General features: G+C 70.1%; 14 protein-coding genes. 9 read left to right on the top strand and 5 right to left on the bottom strand.

Annotated elements, in window-relative coordinates; genetic code table 11:
- Nucleotides 1–178: 178 nt before the first annotated feature.
- Both H9Y04_RS05350 and H9Y04_RS05345 read right to left on the bottom strand, forming a co-directional pair.
- On the bottom strand, nucleotides 179–835 hold the full coding sequence (locus tag H9Y04_RS05350) for an MBL fold metallo-hydrolase (protein WP_187812494.1): 657 nt from the start codon (nucleotides 833–835) through the stop codon (nucleotides 179–181).
- A 72-nt stretch (nucleotides 836–907) separates the two neighbouring features.
- Entirely contained in the window at nucleotides 908–1,594 is a 687-nt protein-coding gene (locus H9Y04_RS05345; protein ID WP_187812493.1) for a maleylpyruvate isomerase family mycothiol-dependent enzyme, read from the bottom strand.
- Between the two features lie 222 nt (nucleotides 1,595–1,816).
- Between H9Y04_RS05345 and uvrA the strand changes: the two genes are divergently transcribed.
- Together uvrA and H9Y04_RS05335 are read left to right on the top strand one after the other, a co-directional pair.
- Nucleotides 1,817–4,912, top strand: coding sequence for an excinuclease ABC subunit UvrA (gene uvrA / locus H9Y04_RS05340; protein ID WP_187812492.1), 3,096 nt, complete (start codon nucleotides 1,817–1,819; stop codon nucleotides 4,910–4,912).
- A 66-nt stretch (nucleotides 4,913–4,978) separates the two neighbouring features.
- Nucleotides 4,979–6,721, top strand: coding sequence for an alpha/beta hydrolase (locus H9Y04_RS05335; RefSeq protein ID WP_187812491.1), 1,743 nt, complete (start codon nucleotides 4,979–4,981; stop codon nucleotides 6,719–6,721).
- Between the two features lie 42 nt (nucleotides 6,722–6,763).
- Here the strand turns inward: H9Y04_RS05335 and H9Y04_RS05330 are convergent, their stop codons facing one another.
- A complete protein-coding gene (locus tag H9Y04_RS05330) occupies nucleotides 6,764–7,192 on the bottom strand; it encodes a Rieske (2Fe-2S) protein (protein ID WP_187812490.1) in 429 nt (142 codons plus the stop codon).
- Nucleotides 7,193–7,364: 172 nt separating this feature from the next.
- Entirely contained in the window at nucleotides 7,365–7,721 is a 357-nt protein-coding gene (locus H9Y04_RS05325; protein ID WP_187812489.1) for a response regulator, read from the bottom strand.
- A gap of 357 nt (nucleotides 7,722–8,078) precedes the next feature.
- On the opposite strand from H9Y04_RS05325, the gene H9Y04_RS05320 reads away from it, so the two are divergent.
- Nucleotides 8,079–10,724, top strand: coding sequence for a PAS domain S-box protein (locus H9Y04_RS05320; RefSeq protein WP_308800865.1), 2,646 nt, complete (start codon nucleotides 8,079–8,081; stop codon nucleotides 10,722–10,724).
- Between the two features lie 121 nt (nucleotides 10,725–10,845).
- On the opposite strand, the gene H9Y04_RS05315 is transcribed toward H9Y04_RS05320, so the two are convergent.
- The gene (locus H9Y04_RS05315) at nucleotides 10,846–11,079 is read right to left on the bottom strand and encodes a hypothetical protein (protein ID WP_187812487.1); all 234 of its coding nucleotides are present in this window, start codon (nucleotides 11,077–11,079) and stop codon (nucleotides 10,846–10,848) included.
- A gap of 211 nt (nucleotides 11,080–11,290) precedes the next feature.
- Here H9Y04_RS05315 and H9Y04_RS05310 point away from each other — a divergent pair, with 211 nt between their 5' ends.
- The 6 genes from H9Y04_RS05310 (at nucleotide 11,291) to H9Y04_RS05285 (ending at nucleotide 20,037) form a co-directional block, all read left to right on the top strand.
- Nucleotides 11,291–11,956, top strand: a complete 666-nt coding sequence (locus H9Y04_RS05310) for a response regulator (RefSeq protein WP_187812486.1) — start codon at nucleotides 11,291–11,293, stop codon at nucleotides 11,954–11,956.
- Between the two features lie 63 nt (nucleotides 11,957–12,019).
- Complete coding sequence (uvrC, locus tag H9Y04_RS05305) at nucleotides 12,020–13,972, top strand: excinuclease ABC subunit UvrC (protein WP_187812485.1); 1,953 nt, start codon at nucleotides 12,020–12,022, stop codon at nucleotides 13,970–13,972.
- A gap of 41 nt (nucleotides 13,973–14,013) precedes the next feature.
- Nucleotides 14,014–14,955, top strand: coding sequence for an RNase adapter RapZ (gene rapZ, locus H9Y04_RS05300; RefSeq protein WP_187812484.1), 942 nt, complete (start codon nucleotides 14,014–14,016; stop codon nucleotides 14,953–14,955).
- Nucleotides 14,952–15,968, top strand: a complete 1,017-nt coding sequence (locus H9Y04_RS05295) for a gluconeogenesis factor YvcK family protein (RefSeq protein ID WP_187812483.1) — start codon at nucleotides 14,952–14,954, stop codon at nucleotides 15,966–15,968. Before rapZ ends, H9Y04_RS05295 begins: the two co-directional genes overlap by 4 nt.
- Nucleotides 15,959–16,948 (top strand): DNA-binding protein WhiA, encoded by a 990-nt coding sequence (whiA, locus tag H9Y04_RS05290; protein ID WP_187812482.1) that lies wholly within the window; start codon nucleotides 15,959–15,961, stop codon nucleotides 16,946–16,948. The genes H9Y04_RS05295 and whiA overlap by 10 nt, the downstream gene beginning before the upstream one ends.
- A 134-nt stretch (nucleotides 16,949–17,082) precedes the next feature.
- Nucleotides 17,083–20,037: a M14 family metallopeptidase gene (locus H9Y04_RS05285; RefSeq protein ID WP_187812481.1), complete on the top strand. Its 2,955-nt coding sequence runs from the start codon at nucleotides 17,083–17,085 to the stop codon at nucleotides 20,035–20,037.
- Nucleotides 20,038–20,109: the final 72 nt, after the last annotated feature.

Here is a 20,109-nt window from a genome sequence, read left to right as displayed (position 1 = left end):
CCAATGACGGCCGGCCCCTGACTCGGGCGGCGAGCGGTACGTCAGCGGAACCGACAGCCTCTTGCCGGCCTGCCAAACCGGCCTGACCTGCACAAACGGCCGATTGTCAGTGGCGGGTGCCACGATCGGACGCATGGACATCTGCCACGAAGGCCGAGAGCCCCGTACGGGGCCGGTCTCACCAGCCGCGGCGGCGCCACGCCGGCAGCTGCGGGCGCTCGGCGCCCAGCGTGGTGTCGTCGCCGTGTCCGGGGTAGACCCAGGTCTCGTCCGGCAGCGCGTCGAAGATCTTGGTCTCGACGTCGTGGATCAGGCTGGCGAAGGCCTCCGGGTCCTTCCAGGTGTTGCCCACGCCGCCGGGGAAGAGGCAGTCGCCGGTGAACACATGGGGGTGGCCGTGCGGGTCGTCGTAGATCAGGGCGATCGAGCCGGGCGTGTGGCCGACCAGGTGACGGGCGGTGAGCTCCACCCGGCCGACGCGGATCGTGTCGCCGTCCTCGACGAGCACATCGGTGGGCACCGGGATGCCCTCGGCGTCGTACGCGCCCGCGTAGGTGCGCGCGCCGGTGGCGTCCACGACCTCGCGCAGCGCCTGCCAGTGGTCGCCGTGCCGGTGGGTCGTGACGAGGGAGGCGATGCCGTCGCCGCCGATCAGCTTGAGCAGGGTGTCGGCCTCGTTGGCCGCGTCGATCAGGAGCTGCTCGCCGGTGGCCCGGCAGCGCAGCAGATAGGCGTTGTTGGTCATGGGGCCGACCGCGACCTTGGAGATCATCAGGTCCGCCAGCTCATGCACGTCCGCAGGCCCGCCGACTGTCACCGCTCCGCTGTACGTCATGAGCTCAGCGTACCGAGCGGGCCCGGCGGTCCACAGGGGCCGCCGGACCGGCCGGGCGGGTACGTGCGGGAACTACAGCGCGGGCAGTACGGGCAGCAGACCGGAGTCGCAGTCCAGGTCGGCTCCCTGGCGCCGTCCGGAGAGCCAGCCGAGCAGCGCGGGCGCCGGACCGATCACGGAGACGGAGTCCCCGTCCGCCCGGCCGGTGCTCCACTGCCGCCCGTCGTGCGCGGTGACGGCGATACGCGGGACCGCGGCGTTGCCCGAGAAGCGCTCCGCGAGGAAGGCGATCTCGCGCTCGGTGAACTCCGCGGGCAGATCCTCGAGTTCGTAGCCGATCCCGAGGTCGACATGGTGCAGCTCGACCTCGACGAGCCGGCGGAAGGGCAGCCGCGAGGCCTTGTCCGTGACCCCGTTGCGCAGCTCCACCGTGCGCGACCAGTCCGCGGGCTGCGCGGCCTGCGCGATGAACCGCGCCGCGCTGTCGCGCACGTCGTCGAGCTGGACGTCGAGCGGCCGCGGGGCGTCCCGCTCGATATCGGCGTCGCGCGCCTCGGCGCTGAGATACATCGGGCGGCCGGCGAGGACGTTCACCAGGGCGTCGGCATTGCGGGCGACATGCGCCAGCACATGACCACGGGTCCACCCGGGCAGGCGTGACGGACCGGCGACGGAGGCGTTGTCCAGTTTGGCCGCCGCGGTCAGCAGCCGGTCGGTCGCCTCCCGTACCAGAAGCAGGTCGTGCTCATGATCATTCATGACGTCGACGATAGTCCCGCCACTCCTTCGGGTGAAGGTGGTGGACCACGACCGCAAATCGAATGTGCGTGCTATAGGGTCGGTCGAGGCATCCTTGACAGCCGGGCCCCATAGTGCAGTCCAGCTGTCTCAGCCATAAGCAGTCCATCGCTGAGGCGGCCCTCGTAGTCTGAGAAACGGGGCCCCGCCCCCGCTCTCCCATCAAGAAAGGTGCGGACCGGCGTGGCCGACCGTCTCATCGTCCGTGGCGCGCGCGAGCACAACCTGAAGAACGTCTCGCTCGACCTCCCGCGTGACTCCCTCATCGTGTTCACCGGCCTGTCCGGCTCGGGCAAGTCCTCGCTCGCCTTCGACACGATCTTCGCCGAGGGGCAGCGGCGCTATGTCGAGTCGCTGTCGTCCTATGCCCGCCAGTTCCTCGGCCAGATGGACAAGCCCGATGTGGACTTCATCGAGGGCCTGTCCCCGGCGGTCTCCATCGACCAGAAGTCGACCTCGCGCAATCCGCGCTCGACGGTCGGCACCATCACCGAGGTCTACGACTATCTCCGCCTGCTCTTCGCGCGCATCGGCAAGCCGCACTGCCCCGAGTGCAGCCGGCCCATCACGCGCCAGTCGCCGCAGGCCATCGTGGACCGGGTGCTCGAGCTGCCCGAGGGCAGCCGCTTCCAGGTCCTGTCGCCGCTGGTGCGCGAGCGCAAGGGCGAGTTCGTGGACCTCTTCGCCGACCTGCAGACCAAGGGGTACAGCAGGGCGCGCGTGGACGGCGCCACCATCCAGCTCTCCGAGCCGCCGACGCTCAAGAAGCAGGAGAAGCACACCATCGAGGTGGTCGTCGACCGCCTCACGGTCAAGGACTCCGCCAAGCGCCGCCTCACCGACTCCGTCGAGACGGCGCTCGGTCTGTCCGGCGGCATGGTCGTCCTCGACTTCGTCGACCTGCCCGAGGACGACCCCGAGCGCGAGCGGATGTACTCGGAGCACCTCTACTGCCCGTACGACGACCTGTCGTTCGAGGAGCTGGAGCCGCGCTCCTTCTCGTTCAACTCGCCGTTCGGCGCCTGCCCCGACTGCTCCGGCATCGGTACGCGGATGGAGGTGGACCCCGAGCTGATCGTGCCCGACGAGGACAAGTCGCTCGACGAGGGCGCCATCCACCCGTGGTCGCACGGCCACACCAAGGAGTACTTCGGCCGTCTCACCGGCGCGCTCGCGGACGCGCTCAGCTTCAGCACGGACATGCCCTTCGCCGCGCTGCCGCAGCGGGCCAGGAAGGCGCTGCTCTACGGGCACAAGACGCAGATCGAGGTGCGCTACCGCAACCGCTACGGTCGCGAGCGGGTCTACACGACCCCCTTCGAAGGCGCCGTGCCCTTCGTGAAGCGCCGGCACTCCGAGGCCGAGAGCGACGCGAGCCGCGAGCGCTTCGAGGGCTATATGCGCGAGGTGCCCTGCCCCACCTGTGAGGGCACCCGCCTCAAGCCGATCGTGCTCGCGGTCACCGTGATGGAGAAGTCCATCGCCGAGGTCTCCGCGATGTCGATCTCCGACTGTGCCGAGTTCCTGGGCAAGTTGAGGCTCAATGCGCGCGACAAGAAGATCGCCGAGCGGGTCCTCAAGGAGGTCAACGAGCGGCTGCGCTTCCTCGTCGACGTCGGCCTCGACTATCTCTCGCTCAACCGTGCCGCCGGCACCCTGTCCGGCGGCGAGGCCCAGCGCATCCGCCTGGCCACGCAGATCGGTTCGGGTCTGGTCGGTGTGCTCTACGTCCTGGACGAGCCGTCCATCGGTCTGCACCAGCGCGACAACCACCGTCTGATCGAGACCCTCGTCCGCCTGCGCGACATGGGCAACACCCTGATCGTCGTCGAGCACGACGAGGACACCATCAAGGTGGCCGACTGGGTGGTCGACATCGGCCCCGGCGCCGGTGAGCACGGCGGCAAGGTCGTGCATAGCGGACCGCTCGCCGAACTGCTCACCACCGCCGAGTCGATGACCGGCCAGTACCTCTCGGGCAAGAAGTCCATCCCCGTGCCGGACATCCGCCGGCCCGTGGACCCGGGGCGGCAGCTGGTCGTGCACGGCGCCCGCGAGAACAATCTGCAGGACATCGACGTCGCATTCCCGCTCGGTGTGCTCACCGCGGTCACCGGCGTCTCGGGCTCCGGCAAGTCCACGCTGGTCAACGACATCCTGTACACGCACCTGGCGCGCGAGCTGAACGGCGCGCGTTCCGTGCCGGGACGCCACACCCGCGTCGAGGGCGACGATCTCGTCGACAAGGTCGTGCACGTCGACCAGTCGCCCATCGGGCGGACCCCGCGGTCCAACCCGGCCACGTACACCGGAGTCTTCGACAACATCCGCAAGCTGTTCGCGGAGACCACCGAGGCGAAGGTGCGCGGCTATCTGCCCGGGCGCTTCTCGTTCAACGTCAAGGGCGGCCGCTGCGAGAACTGCTCGGGCGACGGCACCATCAAGATCGAGATGAACTTCCTGCCGGACGTGTACGTCCCGTGCGAGGTCTGCCACGGTGCGCGCTACAACCGCGAGACCCTCGAGGTGCACTACAAGGGCAAGTCCATCGCCGAGGTCCTCGACATGCCGATCGAGGAGGCGCTCGACTTCTTCGAGGCCGTGCCGACGATCGCGCGCCACCTCAAGACGCTCAACGAAGTCGGCCTGGGATACGTCCGGTTGGGACAGTCCGCGCCGACGCTCTCCGGCGGTGAGGCGCAGCGCGTCAAGCTCGCCTCCGAGCTGCAGAAGCGGTCCACGGGCCGCACGGTGTACGTGCTCGACGAGCCGACCACCGGTCTGCACTTCGAGGACATCAGCAAGCTGATCACGGTGCTCTCGGGCCTGGTCGACAAGGGCAACACGGTCATCGTCATCGAGCACAACCTCGATGTCATCAAGACCGCGGACTGGCTGGTCGACATGGGTCCCGAGGGTGGTTCCGGAGGCGGTCTCGTCATCGCCGAGGGCACGCCCGAGCAGGTGGCCGGGGTGGCGGCGAGCCACACGGGCAAGTTCCTGCGGGACATCCTCGAGGCGGACCGGATCAGCGACGGCGGAGTGCCCGCGGCACGCAAGCCGGCGCGCAAGGCTGCCGCGAAGAGGACAGTGGCCGCGGCCAAGGCTCCGGCGAAGAAGGCGGTGACGGCCACCGCGAAGACGGGGACCGCCAACAAGACCGCTGCGAACAAGACCGCTGCCAAGAAGACCGCTGTCAAGAAGGCCACCGCAGAGAAGGCCGCGCCCGCCAAGAAGGCGACGCCCGCCAAGAAGACGACGCGGGCCCGCAAGGGCTGAGCCCGAGTCGGGCGCGCACCGGGTGGTGGGGCGGGGACTTCCCGCCCCACCACCTACAGTTGCCCCATGCGGGATTTCGGGCAAAAGGTAGTAAACCTGGGCAAACGGTTGGTCGAGCAGCCCTTGTGGGAGCGGCCCGCCGAGACATATCTGGTGCGCCGCTGGCCCGACCTCTTCGCCACCTGTGTGGCCACGGTCTTCTTCTGGCTCTCCCTCACCCCGTCACTCGTGCCCCGCCCCTGGCTGCTGCAAGGCGTGATCGGCGGCATCACCGCAGCGATCGGCTACGCGGTGGGGAGCGTGCTCAGCTCCCTGTTCCGCTGGATCGTCGCGTGGCGGCCCAGCGCGCAGACACGGGCACGCTGCTGGCTCGCGTACTGGATTCTCAGCCCGGTGCTCGCCGGCTGGCTGATCTCCGAAAGCGCCGATATGCAGCGGCAGTTGAGGCAGCTTCAGGGTCTGCCGCCGTCGCTCACCTGGCACACCCCGATGATCGGCCTGATCGCGGTCGCCCTCTGGCTGCTCATCCTGATGCTCGCGCGCACCGTGCGGCTCGGCTCCAGCAAGTTCATCCACTGGCTCGGCCGTGCGCTGCCCCGGCCCGTCGCCATCGGTATCGGCCTGCTCGTGAGCGGTGTCGTGGTGTCCACGGCCCTGCAGGACGTCGTCTTCGAACGCGGCGTCATCGACATCGCCGACCGTATCGCCAAGGCCACCAACAACGGGACCAAGGATGGCATCCACCGGCCCACCTCGCGGTATGTCTCCGGCGGGCCCGGCTCCGAGATGGCGTGGGACGACCTCGGCTTCCAGGGACGGAACTTCACGGGCTCGGTGCTCAGCGGCCGGCAGATCACCGAGTTCACCAAGGCGCCCGCCGAGGAGCCCGTACGCGTCTACATCAGTTCTTCGGCTCCCGAGGCCTTCACCGACGACGAACCCTTCAAGGCGCAGGCCGGACTTGCGGTCCGCGAGCTCAAGCGCACCGGCGGATTCGAGCGCGAGGTCCTCACGATCGCCGGCACCACCGGCTCCGGCTGGATCGACGCCACGGTCGTCGAGAGCCTGGAGTACATGTACGGCGGGAACACCGCGACGGTCGCCGTTCAGTACTCGTATCTGCCGAGCTGGGTGTCGTTCCTCGTCGACAAGGAGAAGGCGGGCAAGGCCACCCGTGCCCTGGTCGACGCGGTCCGCGCCGAGCTCGACAAGCTGCCCGCCGCAAGCCGGCCCAAGCTCGCGGTCACGGGCGAGAGTCTTGGCGCCTACGCCGTCGAGGACTCGTACGGGACGGTCGACGCGCTCCTCGGCGGGACCGACGGCGCCCTGCTGCTCGGGGTGCCCAACTTCTCGCCGATCGCCGGTGAGCTGCGTGAACGCAGGGACGAGGGCAGTCCCGTATGGCGTCCGGAATTCGAGGGCGGGAGCAATGTGCGCTTCGCGCAGTTCCCGGCCGAGGACCTGCGGCGGCCGCAGTCGCCGTGGGGCCACCCGCGCGCCGTCGTGCTGCAGAACGCCTCGGACGCGATCGTCTGGTGGTCACCGGATCTGCTGCTCGAACGTCCGCAGTGGCTGGACAGGCCGCTGGGTCCGGACATCACGCCGGAGATCAACTGGTTCCCGTTCGTGACCTTCTGGCAGACCACGGTCGACATGGCCGTGTCGTACGGGGTCCAGGCGCCGCACGGTCACCGCTACGGCACCGGGTCGGTCGACGGCTGGGCCGCCGTACTGCCGCCCGAGGGCTGGACCACGAAGGACACCGACCGGCTGCGCGCCCACCTCGACGCCCGCCCCTCGCCGTACTGAGCGAAGGCGCGACGCCCGCCGCCCGACAAGACGTACGGGAAGTTACGCCTTCGGTCCCGCGATCAGCTTGCCGTTCTCCACCCGGACCGGGACCTTGGGCAGCGGCACGGAGGCCGGGCCCTTGATCGCGGCGCCCGAGGTGATGCTGAAGCGGCTGCCGTGGCAGGGGCAGTTGGCCTCGTCGCCCTCGATCTTGTCGAGGACGCAGCCGGCGTGGGTGCACTGTGCGCTCAGCGCGGAGTACGTGCCGTCCTGCGAGCAGGCCACGAGCAGCCGCTGCTCACGGAAGAGCTTGGCGCTGCCCGCGGGCACGGCGGAGGCCGCGCCCAGATCGACCGGCGCGGTCGGTGTGGGGTTCTCGGCGTGCCCGAGGTCGGACTCCGTGGAGCAGGCCGCGGCGCCGAGCCCGGCCGTTCCTGCGAGGGCGGCGCCCTTGAGGACGGTACGACGGGCGGTGGCCTTGCCGGGCATGGAGTCTCCACAGCTCAGGGGGTACGGCTGACCTGGTCGACGATACCGGCACAGATCACCAGGCCCCGCGCCGCCCACCCCCGGACGCCCGAGAGCCCGGACGCCCGAGAGCCCGTACGCCCGAGAGCCCGTACGCCCGGCGGTCCGGGGATCCGAAAGCCGGGACTCTTCCTCAGCCGTCCGCTCCCACCAGCGCCCCCACCGCCTCGGCCGAGAGCCGTGACTTCGGCAGGAACCCGCGCACGGGACTCTCGGAGATGAGCTCCTCGAAGTCCTCCGGGTCATGGGTGGAGATCATGATCAGATGAGGCACGATTCCGTGCAGCCGTTCGGCCACCTCGAACCCGTTCTCGCCGTCGAGATCGATATCGAGCAGCGCGACGTCGGGCCGCAGCTCCCTGGCAAATACGAGCGCATCCGTGCTCGATCCCGCGAGTGCGACCACGCTCGCACCGCCCCGCTCGAGGGTCGCCTTGGCGGCTTCGAGGAAGCGGGCGTTGTCGTCCACGAGGAGACAGCGCATCGCCATGGGCCCAGCCTGCCAACGACGCGGCCCGTCCGCTTTCCTGCTAGCCGGAAACCTTCTCTCGGTGGTACCGACTACCTTGATCGTGCTCGGAGTTGCCACGGGACGACGCCCTGACCGGCGCTAGCATGAGATCTGCCGAAAGCGCCATGCCATCAGGTGAAGCGGTGCGCGGAAGGCCAAAAGGGCCGGGGGTGCGCCATGGGAGTGCGCAAGCGGTGGGCGCGTACGGCAGCAGACCGGAGGACCAGGAGAACGACGTCGTCCGGCGGCAAGACAGCCACACCACCCACACGACTCACGCCACCCACACCATTGACTCCACCCGCACCACTCACCCCGCTCTTCGACCGCCTCCGGGTGGGCACCAAACTCCTGCTCCTGGCCCTCCTGCCCGTCGGCGTCCTGCTCACCCTCACCATCGTCTCCGCCGCGGGCCAGTGGCGTGAGGCCGCGCGCCTGCGGGCGTTCGACCGGTCGGCCCAGGTGTCGTTCGCCGCGGGGGCGCTCGCCGACGCCATCGCCCAGGAGCGCCTGGCCAGCATGCTCGACGAGCTCCGCCCGGGCCCCGATGCCGAGCAGAATCTCGCCGACGCCCGCCGTGCCACCACGGCCGCGCTCAAGGAGGCCGGACGACGGGCGGACGAGGAAGGCCGCTTCGGGGACCGTATGGACGAGATCGGGCGCGATCTCGCCGAGCTGCGCCGCGGCCACGACAACGAGTCCGTCACCGTCGAGCATGTGGCCGCGCGCTTCGGAGCCGTCGTCCTCGACGTGGTGGAGCTGGTGGTGGCCGTCGAGGCCCGTGAGCCGAGCGCGTTCTCGCGCAGCGTGGCCGATGCGCATCTGTCGATGATCCAGGCCACCGAGGCCGCCGGTGCCGAACGCTCCGAGCTGGTCATCCTGTTCGCCAGGCCGAAGAACACCCCTTCCCCCACCGCGGCGCGCTGGCCTGCTCTGGAGGGCGCCCGCCTCGACACGTTCCGGCGGGTGGCGTCCGGGCCTCTCAAGTCCCGTCTGGAAGAGGTCCTTGCGCGCCCCGAGTCGGTCTTCGTGCGGCAGGTGCGCGACCAGCTCGCCGCGGGCGACTCCTGGCGGTACCCCACCGTCGAGCGCTGGGCCGAGGCCTCCTCGACCCGGATGGACGCCCTGCGCTCGGTCACCCGCGCCGCGGAGGGCGAGCTGCGGGCCTCCGCCGCCGAGGGAGTGCGGGCCGCCGAGACCAGAGCCTGGCGCGACCTCGTCCTCTTCCTGATCCTGCTCGCCGTGGTCACGGGCGTCGCGCTCGCACTGCGCCGCTCGATCGGCCGTCCGCTCGCCGAAGTGGCCAAGGGCGCCGAGGCGTTGGCGGCGGGCGACCTCGCGTACGACATCCGGCACCGCGGCCGCGACGAGATCGGCACGGTGGCGGAGAGCTTCCGCGAGCTGCGCGCCACCGTGGAGCGGCTCACCGCCGAGGTGCGGACCATGACCGACGCCGTCGACGCGGACCGGCTCGACCACCGCGCGGAGTCGGGGGAGTTCGAGGGGATCTGGGCGCAGCTGCTCGACGGCCTCAACGGCACGATGATCTCCTTCGCCAATCTGCGGGGCCGGCACAAGGAGGCCGAGCGCGAGGTGGAGAACCTGTTCACGCTCTCCGCCGACCTGTTGTGCATCGCCGATCTGGAGGGCTGGTTCCGCCGGGTCAACCCCGCCTTCGAGGAGGTGCTCGGCCATTCGCCCGAGGTCCTGCTGGGGCGGCCGTTCATGGACCTCGTGCACGAGGAGGACCGCGAACGCACCCGCGCGGCACTGTCCCAGCTCGGCGACGGCCAGGAGGTCTTCCGGTTCGAGAACCGCTACCTGCGCGCCGACGGCACGTACTGCTGGCTGCAGTGGAACGCACGGCCGATACCCGAGAAGGGCCTGATCCACGCCGCGGCCCGCGATGTCACCGAGCGGCGCAGGGTGCAGAGCGAGCAGAACGCGCTGCGCCGGGTCGCCACCCTGGTTGCCCAAGGGGTGCCGCCGGAGCGGCTGTTCGGGGAGGTCGCGCGGGAGGTCGGCCGGCTCCTGGAGACGCCGTCCGCGGCGGTCGTGCAGTACGGGGCCGACGGCCGGGTCAGCACGGTCGGCGACGCGGGCGCCGCACCCCGCGCCCCGCATGAGCAGCCCGCCGTGACCGAGGTGGCGCAGACGGGCAGACCCGTGCACACGGGCGGCGCGACCGGAGTGCCGATCGTGGTGGACGGCCGGCTCTGGGGCGCCGTCATCGCGGCCGCCCCGGGCGGACAGGAGCTGCCGCCGGGCACCGAGAAACGCCTCGCCGCGTTCACCGAACTGATCGTCAGCGCCATCGCCAACGCCGACAGCCGTGCCCAGCTGGCCGCGTCGCGTGCGCGCGTGGTCGCCGCGTCGGACGCCTCACGGCGCCGTATCGAACGGGATCTGCACGACGGCGTACAGCAGCGCCTCGTCTCGCTCCAGCTGGAACTGCGCACCGCGGAGGCCCTCGCGCCCGACGGCTGCGACGAACTCCTCGACCGTCTTGCCCACATGGGCCGCGGGCTGCAGGACGCCTTCGACGAACTGCAGCGGCTCTCGCGCGGCATCCACCCGGCGATCCTGTCGAAGGGCGGCCTCGGCCCGGCCCTGCGGGCGCTGGCCCGCCGTTCGCCCGTACCCGTCGAACTCGATCTGCGGATCCCGCGCGCCCGGCTGTCCGAACCGGTCGAGGTCGCCGCGTACTACGTGGTCTCCGAGGCGCTCGCCAACACCGCCAAGCACGCCCGGGCCAACGTCGTGAACGTCCAGGTGACGTGCGAGGACGAGGCCGTGGAACTGGTCATCGCCGACGACGGAGTGGGCGGCGCCGAACCCGCCCGGGGCTCCGGACTCATAGGCCTCGCGGACCGTGTCGAGGCGATCGGCGGCACGCTGCACGTCAACAGCCGCCTCGGGAACGGGACTTCCCTGCTCGTACGGCTGCCCGCACCCAGGGCGCAGGAAGAGGAGCGCGCTTGAGGCGGGGGAGCCGGAGCGTGCCAGGGTCCGAGACGGGAAAAAGAGGGGCGACCGCCCCGGCGAACGCGAAGGGGGCCAAGTGGGGGGCCTTGGACTTGGAAAATGCGTTCGCCGTGGACGGTCAGCCGGGCGGACGGGGGTTCCGCCCGGTCAGGGGGCGCGCCGCAGCGCGCTGGATCCGCGGGGCGCGGATCATGCCGGGGATCCCGTACGCCGAGTCGGAGCCGCAGGCGGTCGTCACATCGGTGCGGCAGTCACGGGTCGACCACCGCCGACTGCGCTCGATCCGTGACTGCCACATGGCTTCCGCCCTCTCGACCCGTACGTACCGGGTTTCTCCCGAGGCCTTCAGCATCGTCCCTGCGTGCCGCGCTGTCGTCCTGGCCAGCCCCCAACTCCCTTTCGGGAAGACCCCCATGGACCCGTTACCGCCAGCACCTCCCGGTTCTTCCCGCTAGCAGGAAGAGCCCTGGTCCGGCAGGCTGTGCAGCAACGGCCAGGCACGGTCCGTACGCCACCGACCCAGGGGACTGGCCATGGGGATGTCACAGAGGATGCAGCAGCAGATGTCACAGCGCACGCCGAAGGGGCGGGTCGTGCTCGCCGACGACGACGTCCTGCTCCGCGAAGGGCTCGCGAGCCTGTGCGAACGCGTCGGGTACGCCGTGGTCGGCCAGGCCGGGGAGGCCGAGACCCTGCTCGCGCTGGTCGCCGAGCACCGGCCCGAGCTCGCCGTGGTCGACATCCGGATGCCGCCGGAGCACTCCACGGAAGGTCTCAAGGCGGCCGCGACCATCCGCGAGAGGTTCCCGGCGACCGGCATCCTCGTGCTCTCCGCGTACGTGGAGGTGGAGGACGCCCTCGCACTGCTCGCCGGCGGCCACCGCATCGGCTACCTCCTGAAGAGCCGGATCACGGATGTGGAGGAGTTCCTGGAGACCCTCGACCGGATCTCCAAGGGCGGCTCGGTCGTCGACCCCTCCCTGGTGCAGGAGCTGGTCGCCGCCCAGCGCCGCGACGATCCCCTGTCCCTCCTGAGCGCCCGCGAGCGCGAGGTTCTGGAGCTGATGGCCGAGGGCCGGTCCAACGCCGGTATCGGACGGCGTCTTTGGGTCACCGAGGGCACGGTCGAGAAGCATGTGCGCTCCATCATGAGCAAGCTCCGCCTCCCCGAGGACACCGACGACCACCGCCGTGTCCTGGCCGTCCTCACCTTCCTGGAGTCCCGCTAGCGCCCGCTTCGGGACTCCCGCCTGGGGCCCTGGCTGTCGGTGGCCGCCAGTAGGGTGGATGCCATGGCCGACCCCTCCAGCTACCGCCCCAAGCCGGGACAGATCCCCGACTCGCCGGGGGTCTACAAGTTCCGTGACGAGCACGGCCGGGTGATCTACGTCGGCAAGGCGAAATCCCTGCGACAGCGGCTCGCGAACTACTTCCAGGACCTCGCGAGCCTGCACCCGCGCACCCGCTCGATGGTCACCACCGCCGCGTCCGTCGAGTGGACCGTCGTCGCCACCGAGGTCGAGGCGCTCCAGCTGGAGTACAGCTGGATCAAGGAGTTCGACCCCCGGTTCAACGTCAAGTACCGCGACGACAAGAGCTATCCCTATCTCGCGGTCACGCTCAATGAGGAGTTCCCGCGCGTCCAGGTGATGCGCGGCGCCAAGAAGAAGGGCGTGCGCTACTTCGGTCCGTACGGACATGCCTGGGCGATCCGCGAGACGGTCGACCTGATGCTGCGGGTCTTCCCGGTGCGCACCTGCTCGGCCGGCGTCTTCAAGAACGCCGCACGCACCGGCCGCCCCTGCCTCCTCGGCTACATCGGCAAGTGCTCGGCCCCCTGCGTCGGCCGCGTCGACGCCGAGGACCACCGCGAACTGGCCGAGGACTTCTGCGACTTCATGGCCGGACGTACGGGCGCGTACATTCGCAGGCTCGAGAAGGACATGCAGGACGCGGCCGAGGAGATGGAGTACGAGCGGGCCGCGCGCCTGCGCGACGACATCGAGGCGCTCAAGCGCGCCATGGAGAAGAGCGCGGTCGTCCTCGCCGACGCCACCGACGCCGACCTGATCGCGCTCGCCGAGGACGAGCTCGAAGCGGCGGTGCAGATCTTCCACGTACGCGGCGGACGCGTCCGCGGCCAGCGCGGCTGGGTCACCGACAAGGTCGAGGCCGTCACCAGCGCCGGCCTCGTGGAACACGCGTTGCAGCAGCTGTACGGGGAGGAGAGCGGCGACGCCGTTCCCAAGGAGGTCCTCGTGCCGGCGCTGCCCGAGGACGAGGCGGCCGTCACGGCCTGGCTGACCGCCAAGCGCGGGGCCCACGTGAGCCTGCGCATCCCGCAGCGCGGGGACAAGCGGGCCCTCATGGAGACCGTGCAGCGCAATGCGCAGCAGTCCCTCGTCCTGCACAAGACCAAGCGCGCCTCCGACCTGACCACCCGCTCGCGGGCCCTGGAGGAGATCGCCGCCGCGCTCGACCTCGACAGTGCTCCGCTGCGGATCGAGTGCTTCGACATCTCCCATCTGCAGGGCGATGACGTGGTCGCCTCGATGGTGGTCTTCGAGGACGGGCTCGCCCGCAAGAGCGAGTACCGGCGCTTCCAGATCAAGGGCTTCGAGGGGCAGGACGACGTCCGCTCCATGCACGAGGTGATCACCCGCCGCTTCCGGCGCTATCTCTCCGAGAAGGAGAAGACGGGGGAGTGGGCCGAGGACGGGGAGGTCCCGGCCGAGGACGACGGCCGGCCGAAGAAGTTCGCGTATCCGCCGCAGCTCGTCGTGGTCGACGGCGGTCAGCCGCAGGTCGCGGCCGCAAAGAAGGCCATGGACGAGCTCGGCATCGACGATGTCGCCGTCTGCGGCCTGGCCAAGCGCCTGGAAGAGGTGTGGCTGCCCGACGACGACGATCCGGTGGTGCTCCCGCGTTCCAGCGAAGGGCTCTATCTTCTGCAGCGGGTGCGCGACGAGGCACACCGCTTCGCGATCCAGTACCAGCGCAGCAAGCGCAACAAACGGATCCGTTCGAGCCCGCTCGATGCCGTGCCCGGCCTGGGCGAGGCACGCAAGCAGGCGCTCATCAAACACTTCGGTTCGGTGAAGAAGCTCAGATCCGCCACAATTGACCAGATCTGTGAGGTCCCCGGCATAGGGCGCAAGACGGCCGAGACCATTCTCGCGGCCTTCGCCACGGCGGAACCCGCCGCGCCCGCGGTGAACACCGCCACCGGAGAGATCATGGAATAGCCGGACCACAGAGCAGCACACGACCGACGGGGGCAGGACAGATGACCGAGCACGACGATGGAGCACAGGTGAGTACGGGCAACACGGGCACCACGATCGAGCCCGGAGAGGCAGCGGAAGCGGCCATCCCCGAGCTGGTGATCATCTCCGGCATGTCGGGCGCGGGCCGCTCGACCGCGGCCAAGTGTCTGGAGGACCTCGGCTGGTTCGTGGTCGACAATCTGCCGCCCGCCCTGATCCCCACCATGGTGGAGCTGGGCGCCCGCTCGCAGGGCAATGTGGCGCGGATCGCGGTCGTCGTCGACGTGCGCGGCCGCCGCTTCTTCGACAACCTCCGCCAGTCCCTCGCGGACCTGGAGGCCAAGAGCGTCACGCGCCGCATCGTCTTCCTCGAGTCCTCCGACGAGGCCCTGGTGCGCCGCTTCGAGTCCGTACGGCGCCCGCACCCGCTGCAGGGCGACGGCCGGATCGTCGACGGCATCGCCGCCGAGCGCGAGCTGCTTCGCGAACTGCGCGGTGACGCCGACCTGGTGATCGACACCTCCAGCCTCAATGTGCACGAGCTGCGCGCCAAGATGGACGCCCAGTTCGCGGGCGACGACGAGCCGGAGCTGCGCGCCACGGTCATGTCGTTCGGCTACAAGTACGGCCTGCCCGTCGACGCCGACCTCGTCGTGGACTGCCGCTTCCTGCCCAATCCGCACTGGGTGCCCGAGCTGCGCCCGTTCACCGGGCTCAATGAGGAGGTGTCCGGCTATGTCTTCAACCAGCCCGGCGCCAAGGAGTTTCTCGACCGGTACGCCGAGCTGCTCCAGCTGATCGCCACCGGCTACCGCCGCGAGGGCAAACGCTATGTGACCATCGCGGTCGGCTGCACCGGCGGCAAGCACCGCTCGGTCGCGATGTCCGAGAAGCTGGCCGCGCGCCTGGCCGCTGAAGGCGTGGAGACGGTGGTCGTCCACCGGGACATGGGGCGCGAGTGAAGCCGACTCCCCGGCTGGGGCGTCTGAACCGCCTGGGCCGCAAGCGGGGCACACAGCCCAAGGTCGTCGCGCTCGGCGGCGGCATGGGCCTGTCCGCCTCGCTCGCCGCCCTGCGCCGGATCACCGGTGACCTCACCGCCGTGGTCACCGTCGCCGACGACGGCGGCTCCAGCGGCCGGCTCCGCGACGAGCTCGGTGTGCTGCCGCCCGGCGATCTGCGCAAGGCCCTCGCGGCGCTGTGCGGGGACGACGACTGGGGCCAGACCTGGTCCCGGGTCATCCAGCACCGCTTCGAGTCGCAGGGCGAGCTGCACGACCACGCCGTGGGCAATCTTCTGATCGTCGCCCTGTGGGAACAGCTCGGCGACCACGTCAAGGCCCTCGACCTGGTCGGCAAGCTGCTCGGCGCGCACGGCCGGGTGCTGCCGATGTCCGCCGTACCGCTGGAGCTGCAGGCCCTCGTCAAGGGGCACGACCCCGAGCGCCCCGCCGATGTGGACCTCGTCCGCGGCCAGGCGACCGTGGCGCTCACGCCGGGTGAGGTGCAGTCCGTGCACCTGGTCCCGCACGACCCGCCGGCCGTGCCCGAAGCCGTGGCCGCGGTGCTCGACGCGGACTGGGTGGTGCTCGGTCCGGGCTCCTGGTTCTCCTCGGTGATCCCGCATCTTCTGGTGCCGGAACTGCTCGACGCACTCGTCGAGACGAAGGCCCGCAGGGTCCTCTCGCTCAACCTCGCGCCGCAACCCGGCGAAACCGATGGCTTCTCACCGCAGCGTCATTTGGAGGTTTTGGCCCGACACGCCCCTAAACTCGCCCTGGACGTGGTGCTGGCCGATCTGGCCGCCGTGCCCGACCCGGAGTCCCTGACCGACGCTGCCAAGCGTCTCGGGGCCGAGGTCGAGCTGGCGCCGGTCGCGTCGCCCGACAGCTCCGCCAAGCACGATCCGGTGCTGTTGGCCGCCGCGTACGACCGTATTTTTCGGATGCATGGAAGGATCGGCCCATGGCGATGACGGCAGCGGTGAAGGATGAGATTTCCCGGCTTCCCGTCACCCGGACCTGCTGCAGGAAGGCAGAGGTCTCGGCGATTCTTCGGTTCGCGGGCGGGCTGCACCTGGTCAGCGGCCGCATTGTGATCGAGGCGGAGCTGGACACGGCGATGGCCGCGCGCCGGCTCAAGAAGGACATCCTGGAGATCTTCGGGCACAGCTCGGAGCTGATGGTGATGGCCGCGGGCGGACTGCGCCGCGGTTCGCGTTATGTCGTACGCGTCGTCGCCGGCGGCGACCAGCTGGCGCGCCAGACCGGTCTGGTCGATGGCCGCGGCCGGCCGATCCGCGGCCTGCCGCCGCAGGTCGTCTCCGGTGCGACCTGTGACGCCGAAGCCGCCTGGCGGGGCGCGTTCCTTGCCCACGGCTCGCTCACCGAGCCGGGCCGTTCCTCCTCCCTCGAAGTGACCTGCCCCGGACCGGAGGCGGCCCTCGCGCTGGTGGGCGCCGCCCGCCGGCTGTCGATCGCCGCGAAGGCGCGCGAGGTGCGCGGCGTGGACCGTGTCGTCGTCCGTGACGGCGACGCGATCGGCGCGCTGCTCACCCGCCTCGGCGCACACGAGTCGGTGCTCGCGTGGGAGGAGCGGCGGATGCGCCGCGAGGTCCGCGCCACGGCCAACCGCCTGGCCAACTTCGACGACGCCAACCTGCGCCGCTCGGCCCGTGCCGCGGTGGCGGCGGGCGCGCGGGTGCAGCGGGCCCTGGAGATCCTCCAGGACGAGGTCCCCGAGCACCTCGCGGCCGCGGGACGGCTGCGCATGGAGCACAAGCAGGCCTCGCTCGAGGAGCTGGGCGCGCTCGCCGACCCGCCGCTGACCAAGGACGCGGTCGCGGGCCGCATCCGCCGCCTCCTGGCGATGGCGGACAAGCGGGCCTCGGACCTGGGCATCCCGGGTACGGAGTCCAACCTGACCGAGGAGATGGCGGACAACATGGTGGGCTGACGCCGCACGGACTTCAGGGGTGCGAGGGCTTCGGCCCCCGCACCCCTTTTGTGACGCCATATTGACATGATCATGGTGTGTCATGAGCCTGGCGGTCTGTGCACGAATGTGCCGGACAACTGCAAGGGGGGCTCATGAGACGAAGAGCAAGCGCGGTGCTCGCCGCTGCCGCACTCCTGACGGGCGGATTGCTCGCCGCACCACTTGCCCAGGCGAAGGGGCCGGCCACCGACGACCCCGCCGCGGCGGACGCCGTCAAGGTGTTCCGCGCCGAAGTCACCAAGGAGCAGGTGCCGTTGCTCCTCCAGGCCGGCCAGGACGGACATGAACTGGCCGAGCAGGCACCGCAGAAGGGCACCGCGAGCGTCGAGTTGTATCTGACCGACCAGCAGGCCGGTCAACTGCGCGAGCAGGGCATCGAGATGACGGAGCACAAGGTCTCCGCGCAGGCCCTGAAGAAGCTCGCCGCCGCCGGAGACGGCGTCTTCCGTCCGTACGGCGGTGCGGGTGGGCTCAAGGAGGAGATCGTCAAGACCGGCCAGGCGTACGACAGCCTGACGAAGGTCGTCTCGATCGGAAAGACCGTCAAGGGCCAGGACATCCTCGCGATCAAGGTCAGCAAGGGGGCCGACAAGTACCGCGACGGCGCCAAGCCCTCCACGCTCTACCTGTCCAACCAGCACGCGCGCGAGTGGATCACCCCCGAGATGACCCGCCGCCTGATGCACCACTACCTGGACAACTACGGCAAGGACCCGAGGATCACCAAGATCGTCGACAGTACCGAGCTGTGGTTCGTCCTCTCCGCGAACCCGGACGGCTACGACTACACGCACGCCGCCGACGGCGACCGCCAGTGGCGCAAGAACATGCGGGACAACGACAAGGACGGCACGCACACCGCGGCCGACGGCGTTGACCTCAACCGCAACTTCGCCTACAAGTGGGGCTACGACAACGAGGGTTCGTCGCCCGACCTGTCCAGCGAGACCTACCGGGGCAGCGGTCCGAACTCCGAGCCCGAGACGGTGGCGCTCGACCGCTTCCAGAAGCGGATCGGCTTCGAGTACGGCATCAACTACCACTCCGCCGCCGAGCTGATCCTGTACGGCGTCGGCTGGCAGGTCGCCACGCCGACCCCGGACGACGTGCTCTACAAGGCACTTGCCGGTACGCCGGAGAACTCCGCGGTGCCCGGCTACCGCCCGCAGCTCTCCTCCGAGCTCTACACCACCAACGGCGAGGCCGACGGTCACGCGGGCAACGTCAACGGCATCGCAATGTTCACGCCGGAGATGTCCACCTGCCAGACCATCTCCAACCTGTCCCCGGACGACCCCTGGAACGCCGAGGACTGCGCGTCCGTCTTCACCTTCCCGGACGACGAAAAGCTGATCCAGGACGAGTTCGCCAAGAACATCCCGTTCGCGCTCGCCGTCGCCGAGAGCGCGATCCACCCCGACCAGCCGTCCTCGCCGGTCGGCATCGAGGCCCCCGACTTCACGGTCGACAAGTTCACCACCTCGTACGCGCGGGGAGCGGACCAGGAAGTCACCGTGACCGCCCGCAAGTCCGTGCGCGACAAGGAGCTCAACTACCGCATCAACGGCGGCCGTACGCACGACGAGGACCTCGAGGCGTGGCGCGGCGGCGAGCGCTTCGGCGGGGACGACAACCTCCACTTCGACGCGTACCGCGCAGAGATCGAGGACGCGGGGCCGGGCGACACCGTCGAGGTCTGGTACACCGGCCGCACCGCCAGGGGCGACCGCGTTTCCAGCGAGCACTTCACGTACACCGTCGCCGAACGACCTCGTGCCTCCACCCTCGTCGTGGCCGAGGAGGGCGCCGCGCAGAAGCACGCGCAGAAGTACGTGGACGCGCTCAAGGCCAACGGCCGCAGCGCGGTGGTCTGGGACGTGGCCACGCAGGGCGCCCCGCACCCGCTGGCCGTCCTCGCGCACTTCGGCACGGTCGTGCACTACACCGGCGACCCCGCGCCGGGCGGACCCACCACGCTCGCACTCCGCGCGTACCTCAACGAGGGCGGCAAGGTGATCGTCGCCGGTGAACGCGCGGGCGGGAACGTACGCATCGGGCGGGCGAACTCCAACGACTTCGGGCAGTACTACCTCGGGGCGTACGAGCGCCTCTCGACGCCCGCAGTCACCACCTTCGACGGCGCCGGCGCCCTGGAAGGCGTCGACACCCCGCTCGCGGGAGCCGAGGGCAACCCGCTCGACAGCGCGGGCCGGTACACGGTCACCTCGGACACCCTGCCCGCGGACCGGTTCCCGCTGTTCCGGAGCGCGCAAGCCGGCGCGTATCCCGGAGTCGCCAACCCGTACGCGCCGTACGAGGGAACCGGCATGGCCTCCTCGACGCACGCGGACAACGACTGGCAGCGGCTCACCCGGACCATCGATCTGACCGGGGTCACCGCGGCGCAGGCGCCCGAGCTGCGCCTCGTCATGAACTGGAACGTGGAGCCGGGTTACGACCACGCCCTGCTCGAAGCCCGTACCGCGGGCGGCGACGACTGGACCACGCTGCCCGACAAGAACGGGAACACCTCGCAGACCGTGCCCGAGGAGTGCGGGGCCGGATTCTTCCTGCGCGGGCACCCGTTCCTGGCGCGCTATCTGACCCGCAGCGGCACCACCTGCACGGCCGGCGGCACGAGCGGCGCGTGGAACAGCTTCACCGGCGCCTCGGACGGCTGGAAGCCGGTGGCGTTCGACCTCAGCGCGTACGCGGGCAAGAAGGTCGAGGTCTCGGTCAGCAACGTCACCGACCCGTCCTTCGGGCTGCGCGGCGTCTTCGTCGACAACGCCCAGGTGGCCGTCGGCGGCACCGTCACGGAGACTGAGGGCTTCGAGTCCTCGCTCGGTGTATGGGCCGTGTCAGCGGCACCGGCCGGAAGTCCCAACATCACCGGCGATTGGTCCAGGACCGGCGAGCTGTACAAGCCCTATGCGGCGGTCACCACAGGTGACAGCGTGCTCATGGGCTTCGGCCTGGAACACGTCCCAGGTCAGGCGACACGCAGTCAGCTCCTGGGCAAGGCCCTTGCCGCACTGCGGCGTTGACAGTTTGTTGAAACCCGCCTTCGGGCCTTGGTCCCGGCTACGCACCGTAGCCGGGACCAAGGTCCCCATGGC

The organism is Streptomyces polyasparticus (assembly GCF_014493765.1).
Classification (GTDB): Bacteria; Actinomycetota; Actinomycetes; order Streptomycetales; family Streptomycetaceae; genus Streptomyces; species Streptomyces polyasparticus.
This window is presented reverse-complemented; position numbering and strand designations above follow the sequence as displayed.